Annotated in this window: 12 protein-coding genes; 3 read left to right on the forward strand and 9 right to left on the reverse strand. The window is 62.4% G+C overall.

Going from position 1 to position 23,936, the window contains the following annotated elements; translation table 11 throughout:
- Positions 1 to 2 precede the first annotated feature (2 nt).
- Positions 3 to 1,262, forward strand: a complete 1,260-nt coding sequence (locus tag GR328_RS20175; protein WP_160887014.1) for a glycosyltransferase — start codon at positions 3 to 5, stop codon at positions 1,260 to 1,262.
- Positions 1,263 to 1,556: 294 nt separating this feature from the next.
- On the opposite strand, the gene GR328_RS20180 is transcribed toward GR328_RS20175, so the two are convergent.
- The 7 genes from GR328_RS20180 to GR328_RS20210 all read right to left on the reverse strand — a co-directional run bounded on the left by GR328_RS20180 (position 1,557) and on the right by GR328_RS20210 (position 19,143).
- Positions 1,557 to 2,930: an oligosaccharide flippase family protein gene (locus GR328_RS20180; protein ID WP_160887016.1), complete on the reverse strand. Its 1,374-nt coding sequence runs from the start codon at positions 2,928 to 2,930 to the stop codon at positions 1,557 to 1,559.
- A gap of 192 nt (positions 2,931 to 3,122) precedes the next feature.
- Positions 3,123 to 3,935 (reverse strand): CpsD/CapB family tyrosine-protein kinase, encoded by an 813-nt coding sequence (locus GR328_RS20185; protein WP_160887018.1) that lies wholly within the window; start codon positions 3,933 to 3,935, stop codon positions 3,123 to 3,125.
- Between the two features lie 57 nt (positions 3,936 to 3,992).
- Positions 3,993 to 5,582 (reverse strand): GumC family protein, encoded by a 1,590-nt coding sequence (locus GR328_RS20190; RefSeq protein ID WP_160887020.1) that lies wholly within the window; start codon positions 5,580 to 5,582, stop codon positions 3,993 to 3,995.
- A gap of 63 nt (positions 5,583 to 5,645) precedes the next feature.
- Positions 5,646 to 6,677, reverse strand: coding sequence for a glycosyltransferase family 2 protein (locus tag GR328_RS20195; RefSeq protein ID WP_160887021.1), 1,032 nt, complete (start codon positions 6,675 to 6,677; stop codon positions 5,646 to 5,648).
- Between the two features lie 68 nt (positions 6,678 to 6,745).
- Entirely contained in the window at positions 6,746 to 7,762 is a 1,017-nt protein-coding gene (locus tag GR328_RS20200; protein ID WP_160887023.1) for a glycosyltransferase family 2 protein, read from the reverse strand.
- Positions 7,759 to 14,421 (reverse strand): type I polyketide synthase, encoded by a 6,663-nt coding sequence (locus GR328_RS20205; protein WP_160887025.1) that lies wholly within the window; start codon positions 14,419 to 14,421, stop codon positions 7,759 to 7,761. Before GR328_RS20205 ends, GR328_RS20200 begins: the two co-directional genes overlap by 4 nt.
- Before the next feature lie 9 nt (positions 14,422 to 14,430).
- Entirely contained in the window at positions 14,431 to 19,143 is a 4,713-nt protein-coding gene (locus tag GR328_RS20210; protein WP_160887054.1) for a MupA/Atu3671 family FMN-dependent luciferase-like monooxygenase, read from the reverse strand.
- Positions 19,144 to 19,609: 466 nt separating this feature from the next.
- On the opposite strand from GR328_RS20210, the gene GR328_RS20215 reads away from it, so the two are divergent.
- Both GR328_RS20215 and GR328_RS20220 read left to right on the forward strand, forming a co-directional pair.
- Positions 19,610 to 20,329 carry a 4'-phosphopantetheinyl transferase family protein gene (locus GR328_RS20215; RefSeq protein ID WP_160887027.1) on the forward strand — a complete coding sequence of 240 codons (720 nt, stop codon included), beginning with the start codon at positions 19,610 to 19,612 and terminating at the stop codon, positions 20,327 to 20,329.
- 361 nt (positions 20,330 to 20,690) lie between these two features.
- Positions 20,691 to 22,001, forward strand: coding sequence for a WecB/TagA/CpsF family glycosyltransferase (locus GR328_RS20220; protein ID WP_160887029.1), 1,311 nt, complete (start codon positions 20,691 to 20,693; stop codon positions 21,999 to 22,001).
- A 224-nt stretch (positions 22,002 to 22,225) separates the two neighbouring features.
- Here the strand turns inward: GR328_RS20220 and GR328_RS20225 are convergent, their stop codons facing one another.
- Both GR328_RS20225 and GR328_RS20230 read right to left on the reverse strand, forming a co-directional pair.
- Complete coding sequence (locus GR328_RS20225) at positions 22,226 to 23,497, reverse strand: hypothetical protein (RefSeq protein ID WP_160887031.1); 1,272 nt, start codon at positions 23,495 to 23,497, stop codon at positions 22,226 to 22,228.
- A gap of 120 nt (positions 23,498 to 23,617) precedes the next feature.
- Positions 23,618 to 23,860: a hypothetical protein gene (locus tag GR328_RS20230; protein ID WP_160887033.1), complete on the reverse strand. Its 243-nt coding sequence runs from the start codon at positions 23,858 to 23,860 to the stop codon at positions 23,618 to 23,620.
- Between the last annotated feature and the right edge of the window lie 76 nt (positions 23,861 to 23,936).

The following is a 23,936-nucleotide window of genomic DNA, read 5'->3' on the forward strand; positions in this document are numbered from 1 at the left end:
TTATGTCGAATGGGCCACGTCTCGTGGTCTTGCCCACCTTGCCGGTCGCGCGGTCGGGTGACCGCTTCATCCTCACCAGAAAGTTCATCTCCGGGCTTTGCGAGTACCAGCGCTCGTGGCCAGGCCCCGTTCAGGTGGTGATGGAGCCTGCTCCAGACGCCTCAGACAACCTCGATAACGTAGCTGTCCGACAGGAGGATCTGCCCTTCGAGCTCACGGTTTTACCTCATGAGAGTCTGGAGATTGCGGGCGTTCTGCAGGGCGCTGCCGTTGCGATGCTGGCCGTCCATTATCGGCAGACCCATTTGGCGCAACTATGCGCCCACTTGAATGTTCCCTGCATCTATGGTGCCGAGTATTCGCTGCGCACCCGGCTGCAGATCGCCAGGACAAACGCGCCGGGCCCACTGCGCTTCGCGCGACAAGCCCTCTGGCTCTTCGGGGAAGAGTGGAGGATACGGCGGGCCGTTGCGGCTGCATCGGGGGTGCAGTGCAATGGAATCCCGACCTACGAAGCCTACCGGCGGATCAATCCATGCACGATACTGTTCTTCGACACCCGCGTCAGGACCAGCATGCTGGCTGACGAATCTGCCCTGCACCGTCGATTCAAGGACCGGCGCCGTCGCGGCGAGTTGCGGCTTGTCTTCTCGGGGCGCCTCATCGCCATCAAGGGCGCGGACGACTTGGTGGTGGTGGCGGACGCCCTGCGCAGGTCGGGGCGGCCCTTCAGGCTGTTCATTTGCGGCTCCGGCACTCTCGAACCTCGGATGCGGCACGAGGTCAAGCGGCGTGGCCTCGACGACGTCGTGTGCTTCAAAGGCAATCTCGATTTCGAGCAGGAACTCTTGCCTTTCATTCGCGACGAAATTGATCTGTTCGTCTGCTGTCACCGGCAGGGCGACCCATCATGTACCTATCTGGAAACCATGGCGTGCGGTGTGCCCATCGTAGGCTATTCGAATGAGGCCTTTCACGGCGTCATGGAAGCCAGCCGGGCCGGTTGGGCAACGCCCATCAACCGGCCTGCTCTCCTGGCCGCCCGGATTACCGCACTCAGCGATGAGGACATTGACTCCCATAGTCTCCGCAGCCTTGCCTTTGCTCGCGAGCACACGTTCGAGAAAGAGTTCGAGCGACGAATGGAGCATGCGCGCGATCTCGCCGGCCTCGCCTCCGCTGCCCCGAACGCAAGCCTGAGCGCGCATCAAGACGAGCTTCAAGGGATGCGATCGACAGGTCTCAAGGGCAGAATCGCCTGATCCTCACGATACGGCCTGGGAGGTTCTGCCTCTCGGAACGTCGTGTCGCAAGGCTGGCGGCACTTTCGCGCAGAAGACCCTCGATAAGGCTCGCGCGGAAACCGCGATCATTCAAGCCTGTTCAGGCAAGGTGCTTGCCGGTATTCCCCGGGCAGACTGAAACTGCACGTCCGAGCGAAGCACGCGCGGTCGGACGACCCGCGTCTTCACCGACCGGTTCGCGCCTCCCCACCCGCCGCCCCGCCGTGCGACTGCCGTCACCGAGACATAGACGCCAGCGGCTCAGCCCCTGCTTCATTGCATCACAAGGAGCATGGCGCTTCTCCCCAACCACCCCAGAGCCGCACCGGCGATGAACAGCGGCGGGCCGATGAGTAGGCCGCCCGGCTGGAAGAGGCCGTTGCGCATCGCGAAGCGTATGGTGACCGGCCAGCCCGCATACTGGGTGAGGATAAGAGCTACGAGAGCACCATCGATGCCGTACAATGCAAACCCAAGCGGCAGGCCAAGACATAGCACAGCGACCCTGCAGAAATTCGCGGCCGCTTGGTAGCGCACCTGGCCCATGGCCAGGTACCCTTGCTCGGAGATGGAGGAGCGTGCGCCGATCAAGCCGAGCGAGAGCGCCGCTAGCATCGTTCCGGCCTCTCTGTAACGATCGTCGTACAGGAGGTCGACTATCGCCGGTCCGGCCACGAATAGAAAGCCAGCCAGTCCGAAGAGCGCCACATCGGCTTGCAACTGGAATCGTCGATGCACCTGCCGCAGATCATTCGGGTGATTCCTGAACACCTCGCTCAGGGTCGGAAACACGACCGATCCGATGATGGCGTAGAAGGTCGAATACAGAACGCCGAGCAGTAGAACGGCAATGGAGTAGACCCCCAGAACGGTCGAGTCGACGATCGCTCCGAGAAGGATCCGATCGCCGCTGACAAGAAGAAATCCCATGACAGAGCTGAGAAAGATCCATTTGCCGAAGCTCAGAATGTCGGTCCAGGCACTCGGATCCCACATGATGCGGTTACGCGGCCCTGACAGGATAAGGTGTCCGGCAACTACCCTGAGTGTCGCCGCCACAAGTGAGCCGGCGACGAGCGCCCAGACATTCCGGAAAGTGGTAGCGAGAATCAACATGACGATCAGGGCGGCCGCCTGACTCATCAGCTCGATCATGGTGATCTGTTCGAGCTGCATATTCCGGCGGGCTTGCTGCACCTTTGTCGTTTCGAAGCCCAAAATCAGAACGTAGAAGAAGAAGGCTACGATGACATAGGGGAGTTGCGGGTCCGTATAAACCGTGCCGGGCCTAAACCAACCGGCCTGCTCAAGCAGGAAAATCCCGACGGCACAAGCCGCCGAGGCGATCAGGATGAGGACACCGCGCAGGATCTGCACGGTCCAGACAGTGTTTAGAAAGTCCGGATCGTCTCCTCGACGGTGAACCACGATATTCTGGGAGATGCCGACATCGGAGAGGTGCGCTAGTGCGACCACGAGCGCTTGGATGACCGCCATGAGACCGAAGGCTTCCGGCGTGAGTAGGCGGGTCAGCAGCAGATTGCCGAACAACCGGAGCGATAGCGATGCGCCGTTCTGAATGAGCGTCCATCCACTCGCGCGGAGAATGCGTTTGCGTAAAGGAGCGGCAACAGCGTCATTGATCATGCTTGGCCCTTGTTGAACGCTATCGTCCGTCTGGCTCGGGAGGAGACGCGTACGGTGGATCGCTGTGGCAGCAAGCCCGGTGTGTGCAGCGCGCTCACCGGCTCCGTGCCTCTTCTTCTTACAGCATCATCATACATGGGTCGAGGCAACCGTCTTCCCTGAGATTTCGAATTAAGCGGCCTGCCCGTGCTTTCAGCCGCGATCGCTATTTAGAACGACCCGGACGATGTTCGTCGCCTCCAAGTGGCCTCTACAGGCATCGAGCTCCGCCATGGTCGAGTGCCCCGCCGCCAGCACTAGCAGCATGCAGTCGACTTCAGGCAGGAGTGCGACCGTCTCGTAGGAGGTGAGCAGGGGGGGCATGTCCAGAATGACGAGCGGGCGGTCGCCCTCTCGTTTCAACCGCTGGATTAGGGTCTTCGTCCGGCTGGACGCGATCACATCCGGAGCGTTCGCCCCCGAAGCGGCGCAGGGCAGCACGAATGCGCTCCGTCCCGAGACCTCAACCTTCACCATCGTGTCCTGAAGACGAGCCCTTCCATCCAGATAGTCGATCACGCCGACCAGCCTGTTCAACCCCAGGCTCCTGGCGATCTGCGGCTGCCGGAGGTTCAAATCGACCAGCACGACCGGGCGCTCGCCCTGACGCGCAACGCTCAAGGCGAGGTTGATGGCTGTCGTCGTGTTTCCGCTCCTGTCGGTGGGCGAGGCGACTGCAAGCACCTGCCAGTCATGCTCGTCCATGACGTGCAGGACTTGGGTTCTCAGCAGGTCGAAGGGATGCGCGCGCTCGTCTGTGCCATCATGCGAGACGATGCGGTTGTCCTCCAGGTGAGCTGGGCAGAGGGAAACGGCCTTGACAGCGCTCCAGGACTCCACCGCAGCCCCGTGTCTGCGCTCCGATACGACTGAAACCTCGATCCGCTGAACGGGTGCAAGCGACTGCTCCGCCTCGACGGCTTGGTCCAATCCTATCCACTCGGCGGCTTGTGTGATCTGCACCATTTGTATGACCTGACTCGTAACAATTCGTGTGTCGTTCGGTTTGGCTTCAGCGCGTTCTCAGTTACGGCGGAAGAGCTCGACCTTTTCCCATATCTGCTGAACGGGCATGACGTAGGTATGAGCGGCGAAGAGCAACACGAGCATCAATGAACCGACGGAAGCAGTGCCGACAGTCCGTCTGATCCTGCGTCGACGCGCCTCCCGTCTCGTCATGATCTTCGGAATGCATGTTACCGGCATGCCTCCCGTGGCAGATCGCACCTCATTGGCGCTGCGGATCGTCTGATCGAGGAAATCAAGGGCGAGGACGGTGCCGAATCCGGCTATGACGGCGGCGCCAAGGACAACGATCAGGAGCTTCAAGCGGTTGGGCTTGGCTGGTTTGTCCGGGACGATAGGCCGCTCAATGAGCTTGAGGCGCTGAGATCGCTCGTCCTGCTCCAGGCGTTCCACCAGCTCGGCGGCGGTCAGGCGCCCGGTCAGCTCGTCAAGACTCCTCTGAAGCGCATCCCGACGTCCCTGCAGCGTCCTCAACGCGGCCTCGACTTCCGGGGCCTGCGCGATTCCGATCTGGAGGGCCGAGATGCTGGCCTGCAGGGTCTGGCGCCGCTCGTCCAGGAAGATTCTGCGGTCTTCGAGGGTTCTGATGCGCTCCGCAATGAGCCTCAGATTGGGGGGAAGGAGCGAGGTTTCGATATGTCCGGGAAGCTCAGCTCTGGAGGACGCGTTGCGGATTTGCTCCTCTATCGAGACGATCTGCTGCTTCAGTGTCCGAACCTCGGGGTGTTTGTCCGAGTAGACCGACGTCCGGTCGACAAGCTGCTCCTTCATCTCCTGCAGCCGCATTTCAAGAGCCTGCGTATCGCTGGCCGGGGCGCTTCCGCCGACCGCCTTCATGCGCAGCTCAAGATCGAGCAGACGCCTTTCGTCGTCCAGGGAGCGGATCGCCGCGTCATTTTCGGCCAGATCGCTCCTCTTTGCCTCGAGCTGTGTCATCTGGAACTCGGGCCGGCCCGGCAGCACGTCGATGTTCTTCTGCGAAAGACCTGAGATCTGGTCCTCGATCGCGGCGATCTGACCCCTCATATCCTTGACTTCGCGGCCGAGCAGCTGGACCGCATCGCCGGCCCGGCTGGTCCGCGCGCGGACATCCTCGTTCAGAATAGCGTGTGCGAGCTCATCTGCCACTGCGGCCGCCAGCTCAGGATTCTCGTACTCGAACTCCACCGTGAACGTAAAGGTCGGGCTGTTTGGCGGGCGGGCTGCAGGTCCGACTTCGATGCGCGCGATCCGGGTGCGTTCGCGCATCAGGTCGGCAATCTCCACCGGCGTGAGACTAGCCCTACGCTTTGTAAACAGATCGAACTTTTCGGCGAGCCGGAGCAGATTCTCCCTGGTCAGGACCCGCTGTTCGGCCAGCTGAAGCGGTTCCGTCGGCTGGTATGGCCGGCCAGGCTCGCCCAGGCTCGCTGAGATGGTCGGAGGATCTACCAGAATAGCCGCTTCCCCACGATAGATCCTCGGAAGGGAAAACACCACTGCAGCACCGACGGCTGCGAGCAGCAGGATGATCCCGGCCACGAGGCCGAATCTTCTCTTCAGCAGGTCGAGATAGTGTTGAATGCCGCGCTCGCTGCCCTGTTCCATCCCTTACCTCGATTTCGACGGGGTCGATCCCCTGGACTTTCGACCAGTCCGCAGCGCAACCTGCTATGAGCGGTATCTGGTGAGTGCAGTCTTGTACTCGATCAGGCGCCGCGGGCGCCGGAGCAGGTGATCACGTATCCATGTGAGCTGCCCTTTGAGCTCGGCGAACTTGCCGATGACCGAGAGCGCTCCATGGGCGGGCGCGTCCCGGATCGATCCGCCACGCTGGATCGCAGCGGCCGCGGCGCGCGCCATGACGAGCGGATAGGCAAGGAGCGGCAGCAGGCCCAGGACGCCGAGAGGTCGCCAGAGAGCAAGCGCAAGAGCCGGAACGGCGAGACACCACACCCATGGACGTACCGCCTCGCGAGCCCATCGGCGATGCCCGGTGCGGGCTTCCATGACGGCGCCGTTCACGAAGGCCCAGCCGGCCCGCTCGGTACGTCGCCACCATTGGCCGAAGCGTGTGATGTTCGCGTCATGAAGGGTCATTTCTTCATCGAGGCGCATGATGCGCCAGCCTGCTTTCCTGAGCCGCGAGCACAATTCCGGCTCCTCGCCGGCAATCAGAGCCGGATCGAATCCGCCGACGCCGCGCACGGCGTCTACGCGCATCAAGGCGTCGCCGCCGCAGGCTTCGGCCTCGCCAGCCGGTGTGTTCCACTCGAGGTCACAGACCCGGTTGTAGATTGAATTGTCCGGATGACGCTCCCGCCGGCGCCCGCACACGACCGCATAGTCCTTGTGGTGCGTCAGGAAGGTGGATGCCGAAGCTATCCATCCGCTGACCACTTCGCAGTCCCCATCGACAAACTGGACGAACTCGCAGTCGGGAGCTGTTTCGAGGAGCCGGGAGAGACCCGCATTGCGGGCTGCCGCCGCCGTGAAGGGGCTGCTCAGATCGAGCGCGACGATGTCGCAGCCCAGCGTGGTCGCCAGAGCGACGCTATGGTCCGTCGACCCCGAGTCCACATAGATGACCTTATGCCTGAGATCGACGAGCGAGTGCAGACAGCAGCGCAAACGCTCGCCCTCGTTGCGGCCGATTGCGACGGCACCGATGCGGGGTGTTGGAGAAACGGGCGTTTCGCTCATCGCCGACCGTTTCCGCTGGTGGGTCTGTGCAATCTCCCCGGATTCCATGACGCTCCTCCATCGCGGGCTCAAGGTTTCGAGATCTGGGCCGTCCGCGCGAGAGCGCATTGCCTCAGAAAGTCGGTCAGCAACCGGGGAGGATCTCGGTCGGGCTTGTTCTGCAGGTTCCGTCGCAGGCGCCAGACAGCATGGCCGCCGACCCAGGCCAGGTCGGCCAGGACAGCGTAGAGCCAGCCATGGTTCTTGATGAAGTAGCGGCGGCGGGAGGCGAACCAATAGGTGGGCCGGCGGCGTGGGGCACCGCTGCGGCTCGTCACGCCGGAGGATTTGCCCACGAGATGGACAACCCGGCTCTCCGGCACGTACCAACATTGCCACCCTTTTCGGGCGACGTGCAGACACAGATCTGATTCTTCGTAGTACATGAAGTAGGCCTCATCGAGCACGCCGGTGCCATCGAGCGCCTCCGTGCGAACGATTAGGCTCGCACCTGAAACCCAGTCGGTCCGGATGGAGGCATCGGCGATTGGAGGCGCTACACACCACTTCCGCAGCAACCGTGAGACGGGGCCGAGCCGAATGGTCGATTCCAATTCCCCCAGGACGGAGTGGAACCGGAATGCGGAATGCTGCGGCGTTCCGTCGGGGTCCTCAAGCCGGCTGCCGGCGATCGCCGCCTGTGGGTTCCCTTCCATGAAGGTGAGAAGTCGCGACAGGGCTCCGGGACGCACAATCGTGTCGGAATTCAGGAGCCAGACAAAGCGCGGTCTGCCGAACCGAGTCGTTGCAACTTCAACGCCACGGTTGTTCGCATAGGCGAACCCGCCGTTGACGTTGAGTGGTAGGAGGGTAGCCCAGCCAGCCCAGCCGTGATGCTCGATGGCTGCCCCGATAATGGCAGCCGAGTCGTCCGTGGAGCCTCCGTCAACGACGACAACCTGCATGCTGGCCGTCAGATCACCGCTCTGCTCAAGGGACTCCAGGCAGTTGATCGTAAGCTGGGGGGTGCAGTAGTTGACGATGACAATGACCACCTGCGCGGACGAGGGGTCTGGTTGACGGATCTCCTGAAGTGCCGCGCTCATTGCCGCTGCCCCTCCGCTTCGGCCGGCCGCTCCTTCGGAGCCGTGGCGCCTGGCGGCATGGCATGACCTTTGAGGGCCTCCGGGCGCCTCGGTCGCGAGGCGCCGTACGACTGGCGCGGGAAGGACCGGACGACAATCGGATCGGCTGCCTGTTGCATCTTCGCATCCGTGATGCCTACGGCCTGCCGGGTCCGGCTCGCCATCTTGTCGGCGCCGTTGATCGCTTCACGCATCTTCGTGGCCAGCACGCGCACGTTGGGCTCAAGCACCATGCTGTCGTGGTCTCCTGGAACTTCAAAGACGACGATCCGCCGGCAGTATGGAGTCCAGCCGTTATCCTCGTAGATGAACCGCCGATCCGCGTTGATCTGCCGGTGCGGCCCGAAGACATGGACCGGCTGCAGCTTCGGGCGGAACAGGGTAATGGTGCCGTCATAGGGCCGCACCTCGTACCGCTCCAAAGCCCGGTGGAAGGCTGCTCCGATTGCTGCGGAGTGCAGCCCGCCCTGCGCAACCGATCCAAGGGCATTCTGTTCCTGGATCAGGCGACGCCGCCAGGCTCGCCGGCCCTGCACGATGTCCAGGACGTGGCGCGGCCCTGCGCGCCGCATGCGCTGGAGGTGCATGACAATCTTGTCCTTCCAAGTCAGCGTCTCCGAGCGCGGCAGAGGCGTGTCGAGCATCACGAGCAGATCGACCTTCTCACCCTCCTCCTGCAGCTGCCGCGCCATCTCCAGGGCGGCGATCCCGCCGCCGGAGAATCCGCCCAGAGTATAGGGGCCCTGCGGCTGGACGAGACGGATCTCTTCCAGGTATTCGCGCGCCATGTCCTCAAACGTTTCATGAGGCGCATCATTGCCATAGACCCCGCGGGCCTGCACACCATAGAATGGCCGGTCGACGCCGATCTGATGGGCCAGATGGCGCAGGTTGAGGACGTTGCCAAACATGCCGGCCACCAGGAAGAAAGGCCGCCCAGACCCGCCTTCCCCGGCATGCATCGGCACCAGATGCCGGTAGCGCGGACGGGCGCTGCCGGTGGAAGCGCGGTCCCCTTCTTTGTCGCCGGCCGGCCTCGCGCTGCGGATCAAGGCTGCGCAGGCCTCGATGGTGGGCGCTTCGAAGAGAACCGAGATCGGGAACTCGACCGCAAAGACGCGCTTGACCTTGGCGAAGAGCCGAACGGCGATCAGGCTGTGACCGCCCAGGTCGAAGAAGTTGTCGAGGATGCCGACCTGACTCACCCCCAGCAAGTCGCGCCAGAGCTCGGTCAGGGTCGTCTCGATTTCGTCGCGTGGCGCCACATAGTTCGATCCGAGTTCGGGTCTGGCAAAGGAGGGCTCCGCTGCGGAAGTCGTGTTCTGAAGGCCTGCGGCCGCACCGGCCTGCGTGACGAGAGCCCTGAGATCCATGGAGCTCACGTAAAGCTGTGCTCCCTGATATCCGCCGAGCGCCCGGGTGAAGGAGCGCCGTCCTTCATTGGGCTTGATCCCTTGCGAAAGGTTGTGTTGGAAGGCGAGCTCCGCCGCGGAGGGGCGACGGTCGGAGGATGCAGCCTGACCCTCTTCAACATCTGCAGCATCCGCCGATGAGCCGTGGCCGATATCCAGAGCTGCGTCGAGGCGCTTGATGGTGAATTTCTCGGCCGCGATCAGCACGTTGCCCTGACGATCGGTGATCGTAACATCGAACTGCGCGAACCCGCTTTCCTGAGTGCTGCCGCCACGCACCGTCACCACAGAGCAGATCTCGGCGGGAAGACGCCCCTGTACTCGGATCTTATGGTAGCTCACCGGCACCCAAAGGCTGTCGCCGGTATATCCCTGAATCAGGTCCATGGCGTAGCCAGTAGCCAAGTCGACCAGGGCTGGATGCAGGCTGAAATCCTCCAGGTCCGACGCGAAGGCGTCGGCGAGCCGCAGATAGGCGAGCGCCCTCTCCTCTCCGGCCACGACGCGTTCGACTACGTCCCAACGGGGTCCAAACCGCAGATGATTCTGCTGCTTTGTCACCGAGGGCAGACGACGCGGCATGGCGGCTTCGAGGGCCACGAGGTCGAGGCTCGGCAGCTGCGGCTGCTCGCCCAGGATAAGCTCCGCCTGCGCCACACGCCTCCAGCCGGTCCGCAGTTCTGCGCCGGCGGCCAGGTTCGAATCGAGATCGACCGCGACGGCGACATCGAACCCGTAACCCTCCGGTGTCGGCGTGAGGCGCACCCTTACATGGCGTCCCGCATCGTCAACGGCGAGGGGTCTGAGGAACAGGAGGTCCTGGATCTCGAAAGGCTGGGCAATGCCGATCTCCCGCAGTGCCGCCGCCGACAACTCCAGATATCCGGCTCCGGGCAAAAGCGCGTCGCCCTGGGCGGTCCTGTGCTCAGCCAAGAACCAATGCTCCGACGCCGACCATCTCACCTCGAGTGTAGCCACGCCTTTGGCGTCGACCGAGAGCCGGTCGAAGAACGGATGCTCCGCGAGCTGCGCCTCTGCCGCCCTGTCATCGCGGAGCAAGCGAGCCGCACTGCGTGCTGCCATGCCGACATCGCTCCACACGCCCCAATTTATCGCAATAGTTCTGCCATGCCCCTTTAGGGACCGTGCTTGCGCGAAAGCGTTGAGGAAGGCATTAGCAGCCACGTAGTCGACCTGCCCGGGCGGTGCGGTGACGGTGCTCGTCGACGAGAACACGACGAACATGTCGAGATCGTCATCCCTGAGAACCTCGTCGAGCACCAGTGTGCCGTAGACCTTCGGGGCAAGCACCTCCTCGATATCCGCTTGATCCTTCGTCGCCAGTGAGGCGTCGTGGATGACGCCAGCAGCATGCACAAGACCGTTGATGGCGCCGTAGCGCTGACGCACCGTTTGAGCGACCGCACGCATGCTTTCGATATTCGTCACATCAGCCTGCAGCAGGGTCACCTCGGCCCCGAGCTTCTCGATCGCTTCGATCTCTGCGATTGTCCGTAGCAGCTGATGGCAAGCGGCCAGCTTTCGGGCGAGGTCAGGCCATTGCGCGCGGTCCGGAACCGCCGTCCGCGACACGAGGACGATGCGCGCCTCGCGCTCAGCAGCGAGTTCTTTGGCGATCGTCAGGCCGATGCCGCCCAATCCGCCGGTGATGATCACCACGCCGCGTTGCCGCAGGGGAATCTCCCCTCCGTCCGCAACGGCCGTGCGCCGAATCGTCTGGAGGTAGCGGCCGAGGCTTCGATGGGCGACGATGTCGTTTGACGCTGGCGCCCGCAACTCCGCCTCCAGCAACGACAGGGCGGCTTCTTCCTCCGCTTGGTGGCCCGCACGAACGCTCACCGGCTTCGCGAGGCTCAAGCCCTCGACGAGATCGCGCAGGACCGCACGCTTTCTCTTGAACGCGGCAGGGTCAACGTCGACGCAGGAAACCGTGATGTCCGGGAACTCGCGCGGGATCACCCGCACCGGCCCCAGGACGGTGGCTTGCTCGGGTCGCGCAACTGGATCACTGTCGCCAACGCTCTGCATGCCGGCGGTCACGGTGACGATGTGGAGACCTCGTTTGGAATCTTCGGACGCCCAGGCTTGAGCGAAGAACAACAGGCTGTAAAAACCCTGCTCCTGATCGCGATGGAATAAGCTCGATCCGGGACGGAAGCTGTCGGTACGCGACAGCAGGAACAGGTGAGCCACCCGGTCGGGAGCCCTCCCGGACCGGGTGAGGTCGTGCACCAACGCATCGTAGTCGGCGCGGCCATGCTCGGGAGCGATGACATAGGCGTCGTCGGAGAGCCGCTGATAGGAATCGCCCGCACGAACCGTCACGACCCGATCACCGCGCCGCCTCAGGCGTTCGACAAGGCGCGCTCCGATGCCGGAATCGTCGAGGAAGACGAGCCAGGACAAGGATTCCTCAGTGGCGTCTTCCGCCTCGCGCATCTTCCAGCCCGGTGCCCAGTACCAGCGGGATTCGTCCGCCTCCCGATCGGCAAGCAGGCTCTCGGATCCCTTGCCTTGCTGTGCCCCGGCGCCGGGCTCGAAGAAATAGCGCTGGCCCTGAAACGCATAGGTCGGGAGGCCAATCCGCCGCCGCCGCTCGCCGGAAAACAGCCGTTCGCTGTCGAGGCTTCCGCCGCACGCCCACAGCCGGCCCAAAGCCGTGAGCAAGAAGCCGTCATCAGGCACCTGCTCGTCCGCGTGGCGCATGGTCGGGATGACGGCCTGACCGGCCTTGACGGCAGGCTGGATCTTCGCAAGGGACGACAATGTCTTGCCGGGTCCGACCTCGAGGAAGACCCGTCCGGGCTCCGCCGCCAGGGTCGCAAGGCAGTCAGCGAACCGGACAGTGCCGCGCAGGTGGTCGACCCAGTATTGCGGGTCAATCGCCTCTTCGTCAGTAATCCAGGTTCCAGTGCGGTTCGATACCCACCGGATCGACGGCGGCGTGAGCCGTATTGATCTGAGATAAGCGCCGAACTCATCCAGAATCGGCTCCAGAAGCCGGCTATGAGCGGCAATCTCGATCTTGACGCGCTGGGCCTCGATTCCCGCTTCACCGAGCCGTTTCTCCAAGGCGGCGATATCGGCTGCCGGACCGGAAGCGACGCAGAGATTGGGGGCATTGACGGCTGCCAGATCGAGACCAAGCGCATCGAGATGCGGTTGCAGCTCCGCAGCCGAGACCGGCACCGCGATCATGCCGCCGGACACCCGGTCCATCAGACGCCCGCGCAGAACCACCAGGCCGAGGCAGTCCTCGAAGCTCATGGATCCGGCCACGCAGGCGGCGGTGTTCTCGCCGACACTGTGACCCAGCAGCGCCTGCGGTTTAACGCCCCGTGCCATGAGGATTTGAGCCAATGCATATTCGACGATGAAGACGGCCGGCAGTTGGAGCGATGGTGCCTCAAGGGCCATACGGATCTCGTCCAGCTGATGACTCTCACAGAGCAGAAGTGGCCGCAGGTCGAGGCCGTACCGCTCCTGCAGCAGGCGAAGGCCATGATCAATATGCTGGGCGAAGGCTGGTTCGCTGCGGTATAGGTCCGCTGCCATGCGGGGATATTGCGAGCCGCCGCCCGGGAACATGAAGGCGACGCTCTGGGTCTCCTGCGAGGCGGTATGAGTGAACACCCTCCGGCTGTCCTGCGCCTCGAGCAGGGAGATTGCTTCGGCGCGATCGCGAACGGCAAGGACACGGCGCTCCTGGAAAGAGCGCCGTCCCACTTGGAGCGTCCACGACACGTCGCCAAGGTCGATCTCCGGGTGGTCGCGCAGATGTTGCGCCAGACGGGCTGCATTCGCATCGAGCGCCGCGCGGCTCCGGGCAGACACGGCCAGCAAACGCCACGGTCGCCTGCCGCTTCCCAACGATGATCCTGCATATTCTTCCAGGACGGCAAACGCGTTCGTCCCCCCGACACCAAGCGAGTTGACGCCGGCGCGGCGCGGCGAGCCCGGCGAAGCATCCCAGGACTGAAGCCTGTCCTGGACGTAGAACGGACTCGTCGCGAAATCGATATGGGGATTGCTCTTCTCGAAATTGATGGTCGGAGGTATCTCGCGATGATAAAGGGCTAGTGCTGCTTTCACGAGGCCGGCGACGCCAGCGGCTGTGTCGAGATGGCCGATATTGGATTTGACGCTGCCGATCCCGCAGTATCCGACATCTGCCGTACCGCTACGGAAAGCCTGGGTGAGTGCAGCAACCTCGATCGGATCCCCCATGAAGGTTCCGGTGCCGTGGCATTCGACATACCGGATGCTGTCTGGCTCGACACCGGCAACGGCGAGCGCCTCCGAAATGCAGGCTGCCTGCCCATCCACCGAAGGCGCGAGGTAGCCGACCTTGCTGGAGCCATCGTTGTTGACGGCGGTTCCCTTGATCACCGCATAGATCCGATCGCCGTCCGCGACCGCTTCCTGAAGACGCCGCAAGACCACCACAGCAGCGCCAGAGCCGAAAACTGTACCTGCAGACCTGTGATCGAAAGCCCGGCAATGGCCGTCCGGGGAAAGTATCTCACCGTTCTCGTAGTGGTAGCCGCGTCCATGCGGGATCTCGATGGTGACGCCTCCGGCGAGGGCCATGTCGCATTCACCCGAAAGCAGATGCTGGCACGCGAGATGCGTCGCGACAAGGGAGGTCGAGCACGCCGTCTGAACATTCACCGATGGCCCGCGCAGGTTGAACAGATAGCTCGCCCGCGTCGTCAGGAAGTCCTTGTCGTTACCCGTATGGCGCAGCAGGAACGTGCCGACGTTCCGCACAAGATCAGGGTTGGACAGCAGGTTGAACGCGAAGTATCCGCCCATACCGCAGCCGGCGAACATGCCGACCGAACCCTTGAAGGCCTCCGGAGGATGACCGGCATCCTCGAAGGCCTCCCAGCAGGTCTCCAGGAAATGACGGTGCTGCGGGTCCATGATCGCGGCCTCTTTCGGCGAGAACCCGAAGAATTCGGCGTCGAACATCTCCATGCGGTCCAGCATCGCTGCGGCCCGCACGTAGTTCGGGTGCAGAAAGGTCTCCCGCGACACGCCGGCCTTGAGGAGTTCGCCCTCGGTCAGCTGGCGGACGCTCTCGCGCCCCTGGCGTAGATTGTTCCAGAACAGGGCCGGGCTCAACGCTCCCGGAACCCTGAGACCGATGCCCACGATCGCGATATCGCTGCCTAATCCGGACACGAAGTTCTCCTAGTGATAGGCGCCGCGGCGCTGGAGGTTCTGGCGCCGGCGTGCCGCGCGATCGATGCCCTGCTGAGCCGCGGCATCTGGCACGTTGGATGAAATCGACTGCACGAAGCTGCGCACGGTCGGGAAGCGGTAGAGATCCGTCAGGAAGATCGGCCGCTTGAGGATCTCGCGGAGGTGACGATGCAGCCGGACCACGAGCAGCGAATGTCCCCCGACATCGAAGAAATTATCGTCGACCCGGATTGTGTCGTCTCCCAGAGTGGTGTGCCAGGCAGCGAGAACTGTCCGTTCCAGCTCACCCTCAGGCGCCAGCGGCTCCTGGGCGACCGTGCGGATGCTGCGCGTCTCGGCCAGCTCCGGTAAGGCCTTGCGGTCGATCTTGCCGTTGAGCGTGTGCGGCAGGGACGGCAGCACCACCAGATGGGCCGGCACCATGGCTTCCGGCAGCGTGTTTCGGAGATAGGCCCGGATCTGCGCGGCGTCGGCGGAATGATCCGTGCGAGCCGACAGGAATGCCACGAGCTGCTGGTCGCCGGCAGGACCCGGCCTGGCCACCACCACGCACTCCCGAACCGCCGGGTGTTGGGCCAAGCACGCCTCGATCTCACCGAGTTCAATGCGGTAGCCGCGGATCTTCACCTGGTGATCGACACGGCCTAGGAACTCCACAATTCCGCGCCCGTTCCCGAGCCGTCGCCACTTGGCGAGGTCGCCGGTCCGGTACATGCGTGCCCCAGCGCCGCGGAATGGGTCGGCCACGAAGCGTTCGGCGCTCAGTTCGGGCCGCTGATGATAGCCACGGGCTACGCCCTCGCCGCCGATCCAGAGTTCACCCGGGACGCCGGGCGGAAGCGGCTGCCGCTGCGCATCGAGGATATAGATCGCATTATTGGCGATTGGGGTGCCAATGGGAACGGTTTCTCCGCTGCCCTGCAGAGGCCATGTCGTGGACCAGATCGTGGTCTCCGTCGGCCCATACATGTTGGTGATGCGACCGCCATCGACGAGTTCGGACAGCTCCCTGGCAAGTCCGACCGGGAAGGCTTCGCCGCCGATGAAGATGTTCGCGACCTTTGCAAGCGCGGCTTGGCTCCTATCGTCCAGAGTTAGCAGGCGCGCCATCGAGGGGGTGCACTGGAGATGCGTCACCCGGTGACGGATGAGCTGAGCGGCCAGTGACTGGTCGAGGTGGAGCGCCGGCACGGACGCCGTTCCACTTGCCTCGACGGCGGATGCCGGCTGGCTCTGCTGCTGCAGCCTGCCGAGATGCGGCAGGTTGGCGAGGACCGTATCGGTGTCGATGCCGAAATCGACCAGACAGGCGATCTCGTCGATGCCAATCCCTTTCAGGGATGCAACCATCCGGGCGGCGCTTTCTGGCGTTCCGAACAGCCCGCTTGTCTCGTAGTAGCGCAAGAAGGCGAATTCCAGGATTGCGTCGCGCTCGTCGTCGGCGACTCCCGCCAGTTCATCGCCACCGGCTTCGCCGGATCTCGGCTTCTTGAAGGCCGGGAAGGTCCACGCATAATGCTTTAACAGCGACAGCGAGCTGCCGAGATAGGCCTTGAGCGGCTCGCGGACGATTTCGCGCACGGCCTCTTCGTCATCCGACACAAAGGTATGCAGCATGAGCGACACGATGCCCGTATCGGGATCGAACCCGGCCTCAGCGCGGGCCTTCCGGTAAGCGGCGATCTTCGGCGCAAGCTGCTCGACGGATTGCCCGAGCAGATGGGTGAGGAGGTTGGCTCCGATGCGTCCTGCCTGCTCGAAGGTCTCGGGATTGCCAGCCGTCGTGACCCAGAGAGGCAATTCCGGCTGGACTGGCCGCGGGAGAACCTGGATCTCGACGTCCTTTCCCAATGGCCCCGCGAAGGCCACCTTCTCGCCGCGCCACAGGCGCTTCACCAACTCCGCGTCGCGGAACATGATGTCCTTCGACTTGGCATAGTTTTCCGGCATGAGAATGAAATCGTCCGGCTGCCATCCGGATGCGATCGAGATTCCAGCCCGGCCGTTGGAGAGATTGTCGACGACGCTCCAGGCTTCTGCGACGCGGACTGGATGATGGAGAGGCAGAACGACCGAGCCGGCCCGGATCGAGACATTTTGTGTGACGGCCGCAACGGCTGCAGCCGTGACGGACGGTTCCGGATAAAGCCCGCCGAAGGCATGGAAGTGACGCTCGGGTGTCCAGACTGCACAGAAACCGTTGGCATCGGCCCAGCGTGCGCCTTCGAGCAGCAGCCGATACTTTCCAGATGCGTCGCTCTCCGCTCCGCAGCCGGAGAAATAGAACAGGGAGAAGTCGATCCCGCTGCTGGGCCGTGCTGCGTCAAGCCGACGATCGACGCTTGGAACCGCGGCACGGTCGCGATAGATGACGACTTGGAACCCCCGGGACAGGGTGTAGAGGAGCTCCAGGACCGAGATATCGAACGACAGGCTTGTGACGGCAAACCATGTTGCCGGCAGCTGGCGATCAACACGCTCGTCCATTCCTGTGAAAAAATTAATGACGTTGCGGTGCTCGATCAGAACACCCTTGGGCAGCCCGGTGCTGCCCGAGGTATAGATGCAATAGCAGAGATTCCCTGGCATAGCGGCGCTGTCAGGGCGATCGGTCGGGAATCGGCCGATCGTGGCACTCTCTCCGTCGACCTGCACGATCCGCGCTGTATTGCCCGTGAGGGAGGGCAGTGCGTGGGCGACATTGCTGGACGTGAGAATCACCTGACAGCTGCTGTCAGCGATCATGTGCTGGAGCCGGTCGGCCGGATAGGCAGGGTCGAGTGGCAGATAGGCACCGCCAGCCTTGAGCACGGCGAGCATGGACACTACGAGATCAATGCCTCGTTCCACATGAATACCGACCAGATCATCCGGAGCAACACCAAGGGACTGCAGGCAGGCGGCCAGCTGGTTCGCGCGCCTGTCGAGTTCTCCATAGGTGATGGTTTCGTCCTCGAAGATCACCGCAACCGCGTCGGGGGAGCGATCGACCTGCTGCTCAATGACGCGATGCACGAGCAGATCCGGAACCGGCGTGCGCCGAGCGTTCCAATCTACCAGCATCTGCTTGCGCAGTTCGGCACCTAAGATGTCGACCTGGCCTACCGGTGCGGCCGGGTTCGCGCAAAGGCCGGCGAGCGCCTGCTCGAAACAGCGAACCAGCAGATCGGCATCGTCAGCAGCGACGAGTTTGTCGTCGATCCGGAGCGAGCAACGGGAGCCGTTCACAACGAGTTCGGCCAGGATGGTGCGATCAGGTTGTCCCGCGGCGTCAATGCGCAGGCCGATCGGAATGAACGGGAGGGCACTCGAATTGGCGCGCCGGCTGAGATCCGGATCGCGGGCCACGAGGCTTGCCAGGAACCCGCCCTGCCCTGCTACACGGTCGATTTCATCTGCGGCAGCGGCAACGGCTCGGATGAAGTCACCGCTCATATTGACTTTGACTTCGAAAGGCGCCCACGAGGAGACGAGTGTCCCGGCCAGCGCCACATCGTCGACGATCGTCCGGTCGACTGCCGCAAGATGGAACAGCTCCTTCCCCGACAGGCGAGATAGAACGATGCTGAAGCCAGCGACCAGCGCCGCTGCCGGCTGCGCGCCGAACATGTCGGACAAAGCCGCCGGGACGGCCACGTCATAGGTTGCAAAACGCGGCTCATGATCGCTCGCCGCGGTCCTTGCCCAGGGCAGGCTGACCGGCTCGAGGCCAACCAGCTGACGAAGGCGGCGCTGTTCATGTCTTGCCAGCCGGGCCCCGAGCTCCGTGAGCGGTTCAAGTACATCGTCGAGCCCGTCCATCCTAACGCCGGTGGAGAGGCGGAGGTCTTGGACAGCCTGTGCCACCCCGACGGGGGCACCAGCCGGACTTGTCAGAGCCTTCAGCCCCAGGCCTCCAGATCCGCATGCGACGACAATCTCCTCGGGCAATATGGCAACCACGTCACCTGGCTCGCCGCAGACTTCAGGATAAAGTGCGGTCCGGGTAACGCTGAGAGCCACACCATTGTGGCGAATGGCCGCTCGTCCCAACGGGTTTGAGTAAGGCCCGAAGTCGAGAGCTCGCACCAGGCGCTCGAGCTCCTGCGCAGGGCGGCTCCAATCAAGCAGACACAATGCCTTCGGCCGATCGGACCGGCGATAGACGACGCGCTCCACGTCGCGGCTTTGCGGGATGGGTTCGATGATGCCGCCGGCGAGTTTCTCGATGAGCTCCTCGAATGCATCGAGAGCCAGTCCGAAGTTACGCGTGTTGATCGACAGTGAGGTTTCCGCCGGATCGATCTCGAAAGTGCGGGATGCGATAATGTCGCCTTCATCGATGCCCTGCGTGATAAGGTGCCATGTAATCCCGGAAGTCGATGCTCCTTCCATCAAGGTCCATGCCGGCGTGTTCAGGCCGGCATATCGCGGCAGCAGACCATCGTGGAAGTTGATAGCGCCCTTCCGTGGCAGGGCAAGCACGTCAGAAGGGAGGACCGCCAGATGTGTGATGGAGAACAGCCAGTCGAAGCTCAGGCCTTTAAGATCGTCTATCCAACCGGGTCCTGTACCGTCAATAACGGTCAGTCCCTTGGCGGCAGCCCACGAAGCAACCTTCTGAGTGCCGGCGACGACGGCGACGATCTCGTGGCCGGCCTGCAAAAGAAGTTCACCGCACTCCGTCAAAAGGGTGTCGGCCCCGATCAGAGCGCAAGCCATGCGCCCATTCAGCGGTATCGAACGCGTCATCCCAGCCCCCAAGCATCGCCTCGTCGCGCCTAACGAGGCTTCAGGAAATTCATCCTTCGGGAGGATTAACGGTTCTCGCCCGGGCCACAACTGAGATTCCGGATTATTGCTAAATCTACAGACATGGAGCAAAATATATCTTGTGATACTCGCCTAACTGGGTTGACACCTCAAAGAACAATGTCGCTTTCATCAACGAATTCCGACAAATTTTATGAATCTATAATAACAATAATCGAAGAAATGCTATGATTTCAGTTTCTACTTTCGAATATCTTTCAATATGTCGCATGAAAAGCTCCGAGAAACGATCCAGCAAACCTGCATGCCTCAATGTTGCTCGCCGCGGGACTCAGCCGACATCGGGATATAATCTTGTGACCCGTGGGTTCATCCGTTGCGAGAATGGCGCCATGGGCCCGTGAGGAGTCAGGACATGCTGGAGCTGCCGACGCGCCATGTCCATCTGTGGTGCCTCACCATGGATTGTTCCCCGTTCGATCTGGCTTTCTGGGCCAGCCTGCTCTGCGCCGACGAACGCGTCCGCGCGGATCGACTGCGCCATCAGAGAGACCGGAGATTTTTCATCTGGTACCGCGGCAATGTCAGGCGGATTCTGGCGTCCTACTGCGGATCAGCGCCCCAGGCGTTGCGATTTCGGACTGGCCGGTTCGGAAAACCGGAACTCGCAGACCCCTTCGACATGCATCAGCTTCGCTTCAGCATTTCACATTCCGGCAATCGTCTAGCGATCGCCATCGTACGCGCAAGCGAAGTCGGTGTTGATATTGAGCAGATCCGGCCGATGCCGGATCTTCCAGACCTTGTTGACAGCGTCTTCTCCGGACGCGAGCAATCTCTGTTCCGTTCGCTCGAGGAAAGCAGCAGGCTGCCCACTTTCTTTTCTGTTTGGGCGCAAAAAGAAGCTTATCTCAAGGCACGCGGACTTGGGCTCAACCGACCTCCCAGGGACATCGATGTCGGCCTGTTTCCTGTTGAAGGGGCGGGTCTCATCCGTGATGGCTGGGATTCATCGGCGACGAAACAGTGGTCTTTGATGGCATGGCCTCCGGTACAGAGCTATGCGACAGCCTTGGCCGTCGAGGGGCAGCATTGGCGCATCGACCACATGGCGGAAGATTCTCTACCGCTCTGATGATCGGCGCTCGACCTGGGACCGAACGGCGCGTCCATTTCAAACTGACCCGATTGCCCAAAATATCAGGCCGTCCCATGAAGTATGAATATTTTTCGATCAAAAAGAGCTAGTTCTTTTTGTATGGGTAATAATGCCCAAATCGCCTTTGATGCCCAGCGGTTTCGTATGTCAGCCTAATGCCTATGCCTAGGCGTGTTTGAGGCAGGGGGCGTCTCACCAGCAGATGACGTGATGAACGACGAGCAGTCCGGCGGTTGCGCCCGCTTGGCTAAAGGCGAGGCGTCGCTTGTCGCTCCCTCTCTTCAGAGTCTCCGGGTACCGCACCAGAGTGCGGGTGACAAGTTGGGGGGACATGTCGATGTCGAATGCCGTTGCCACTTCTCGGACGCTTGGAGAAGCTACCGCCGACGACACGGCCTTGAGCTGGCTGAGCAACGCGCCTGCGCCCGAGATCATTCACGATGTGACGTTAGATGACGGAGCGCACTGTGACGACCTCGACCGGGAAGTGTACTGTCTACAAGGATTTCCGATCGATGCGATCGGCATGCAAGAGGTGATGCCGCGATTGCTGGCGGCTATGAGGCCGCATTCTCCGTATCTGCTCTCCACACCTAACTTGAACTTCTTAGCCGCGAGCCAATCGGATGCGGGATTTCAAGAATCCCTGCGGACGAGTGATCTCTGCCCACCCGACGGGATAGCACTGGTGTGGATCGCGCGACTGTTGGGCATACCCATCAAGGAGCGGGTCGCCGGCTCCGATATCTTCGAGGCTTTCGTCACCCGCGGGAAACCGCAGAGGCCTCTTCGCGTGTTCCTGTTCGGCGGTGCCGAAGGGGTTGCAGCTCGTGCCGCCGAAGCGCTCAACAGAAACGCCGCCGGCGTCATATGTGTCGGGTGGATGAATCCAGGCTTCGGCTCGGTCGAGGAGATGAGCCAGTCTTACATCATTGACGCGATCAATGCGAGTGGAGCAGATTTTCTGCTCGTTGCACTCGGGGCCGCGAAAGGGCAGGCGTGGCTGCAACGCAATCATCATGCCATTCGGGTTCCTGTCCGGAGCCACCTAGGCGCGACGATCGCGTTCGTGGCCGGGACCGTCAAGCGAGCCCCGACGATAGTAAGAAAACTCGGTCTCGAATGGCTGTGGCGCATCAAGGAAGAGCCAGTTCTTTGGAAGCGCTATGTAAGGGATGTGTCGGTATTGTCGGGGCTGCTGATAACGCGAGTGCTGCCCCTCACCTTTGCCAGCCTGCTGGCACGTGCGAGGCGAGCCGTAACGCAGCGGAAATGCCGGATCATGGTGACATCAACGGCGCAGGAGGCGAAAGTCTCTCTTCTCGGAGACGTCAGCGCCGGCGATGTCCCTGCGCTAAGAGCGGCGTTCAGGCAGGTCGTCAAACGCACGGATCACCTGAACATCGATCTCTCTGGCCTGACAGATATCGACGCTCGCGCTATCGGTCTCCTGATGATGCTGAGGAAGCAGATGATCAGCAAGTGCGGTTCGTTCATATTGTCTGATCCACCAGCGTCCATCCGTCTCCTGTTCCGTCTCCACGGAGTAGGCGATCTTCTGAAACACCCCACAAACTTCGAGAGCCACTATTCACAAGGCGGCGTCGGGTTATTGAGGTCGGACGGACCGATCCAAGTCGACGTTTGAAGCTCAAGCAACACGGCACCGTCAACTTGGAGCTGAAGAGACGGCGTCAACGTCAAGCCCATTCCAGCTCGGTCTGCGAACCCGTCCTCCGTCGCGTTCGGATGACGAGGATGCTCTCTTCGAACAGCGACGCGATGGAATCGTCTCACGACGCAGCTATGTCAGGGCGAGCGGCATTGCCCTGTAGGGACAGGCGTCGTGCGGCCAGCCCGGGAAAGCTGTCCTCACCTGCCGGACAGGTCAGCGAGTTCGCGCAAAGGCAAGTCGTCACATGCAGGCGTGAAGATCACAGCCATGACGGGCCGGGTGGGTACGTTTCGTCCGGCATAGCGGTTCAGTTTGCTCCAGTAGTAGTCGGCCCGCGTGTGCAAGAGCGGCTGCTCAGAATACTTCTTCCCGTTGAACAGGTAGACGAGGTGATGATCCCCAGCGATGCCTGCTACCAGAGACTGCTGCCACCCTTGAGGCATGACATCGTTGATCCGGACACTGCAGGCTCCCGCAGTGCCCGATATCCCCGCCAGGTTCTCGCCGGGCGACACCTGCTGCACCTCGAAACCGTGCTGTTCGAGCAGCCTCGCCGCCTCACCCGAGAATCCCGGTGCCGGGGCCATAGGGCTGGTAAGGAGCATGAGACCTGGAAGCTTGAAGGCCAAACTCACCGCCAGCACCAGACCGACTCCGCCGACAAGTGCCGGCGAAAAGGTCACGGGGGGTCCCGTATACGACGGAACCGGAAGATCGCGCCGCATGCCGAGCAGGCAGATCGTCACCGTTGCTCCGAGAGTTAGCCAGCTTGCCGCCGTTGCGCCGATCGGGCCGTGGAGCAGATCGAAGTGGTCTCGGTAAAGACCCATCAGGCTGATGCGAGTGACGTTGATGAGCGCGACCGCAGTGCATGCGAGCACAACCCAGCCGATATCGCCAAGCGAACTGGGACGATTCAAGGCTTTGGCGATCGTCGCCCAGCACAGGAACGCCAGGGAGATGTTGGCCAGCGAGGAACAGCCTGGCGCGATCCAGAGATACCCTGACTCGTCGGCGAACTGAATTGCGTTGCCGAGGCGGGGTGTTCCGACGATCCAGCCCACAAGTATCGCATCAGCCTGCAGAATAGCCTCGCTCAACATCACAAACAGAAGCCTCGACCAGAGCATCGGGACCGTCAGGGCCAGAAGAATCCATGCACCCCGCTGGAGGAAGCTCGAACGGGGTGAGGTCCGCAGAATATGCATGGCCAAACCGGCGATGGCGAGCCAGCTGAGCGGGGCCATTGGCAACAGAAAGGCGAGGAGTGCAGCCGCCGCTATAATTCCATCCAGCCGGCTCGCCGGTTGCAGAGGAGGGCGCAGCAGGAACACAAGACCGATGGCCCAGGCGCTCCAGACAATCACGCTGATGCCGAAAGTACTCAACAGCGCAGCCGCGACATCGGTTTCCGCGACTGCGAGGCTTACTCTATCGCTGATGCCATTGGCAAAGCCGACCACCGCCAAGCTGGCGAAGAGGACATTGCGGGACGCAGAAGAGGCCGCGATCGAGTGTTGCCGGATCGTCGTCCTCAGATCTGCCGCCGCAGGACGCGAGCGCCATCGGTTCGTCGGCAGGCCGTCCACTTATTCGCCCTTGCCACGGTTGCGGAAGCGGCGCACCAGAACATATCCGCCCACTAGAATGAGGAACGGCAGTCCAGCCCCGGCGATTGGACCGGGCGCGCCTCTGTGCGAACCACCCGACGCCCCGCCGCCGCCTGCCCAGGACGGGTCCCATGCGCCGGCGCCCTGAACAGCGCCGGCACTCCCGAAAACCAGGCCGCAGAAGGTTGCCGCCACGATGAGAACTTTCTGTCGAGGAAACAACGTATTCTCCCAGGGCATGAATATGTACCTAGACATTAGCATGGAACCTTGAGTGCTGACTCAAGACGCATCCGGA

The organism is Microvirga makkahensis (assembly GCF_009830105.1).
Lineage (GTDB): Bacteria > Pseudomonadota > Alphaproteobacteria > Rhizobiales > Beijerinckiaceae > Microvirga > Microvirga makkahensis.

Excerpts from the sequence above, each read along its gene's own strand:
- GR328_RS20210 (WP_160887054.1), bottom strand. The coding sequence starts at position 19,143 with ATGGCTTGCGCTCTGATCGGGGCCGACACCCTTTTGACGGAGTGCGGT.
- GR328_RS20220 (WP_160887029.1), top strand. The coding sequence starts at position 20,691 with ATGTCGAATGCCGTTGCCACTTCTCGGACGCTTGGAGAAGCTACCGCC.
- GR328_RS20185 (WP_160887018.1), bottom strand. The coding sequence starts at position 3,935 with ATGGTGCAGATCACACAAGCCGCCGAGTGGATAGGATTGGACCAAGCC.
- GR328_RS20215 (WP_160887027.1), top strand. The coding sequence starts at position 19,610 with ATGCTGGAGCTGCCGACGCGCCATGTCCATCTGTGGTGCCTCACCATG.
- GR328_RS20200 (WP_160887023.1), bottom strand. The coding sequence starts at position 7,762 with ATGAGCGCGGCACTTCAGGAGATCCGTCAACCAGACCCCTCGTCCGCG.
- GR328_RS20180 (WP_160887016.1), bottom strand. The coding sequence starts at position 2,930 with ATGATCAATGACGCTGTTGCCGCTCCTTTACGCAAACGCATTCTCCGC.
- GR328_RS20195 (WP_160887021.1), bottom strand. The coding sequence starts at position 6,677 with ATGAGCGAAACGCCCGTTTCTCCAACACCCCGCATCGGTGCCGTCGCA.
- GR328_RS20190 (WP_160887020.1), bottom strand. The coding sequence starts at position 5,582 with ATGGAACAGGGCAGCGAGCGCGGCATTCAACACTATCTCGACCTGCTG.
- GR328_RS20175 (WP_160887014.1), top strand. The coding sequence starts at position 3 with ATGTCGAATGGGCCACGTCTCGTGGTCTTGCCCACCTTGCCGGTCGCG.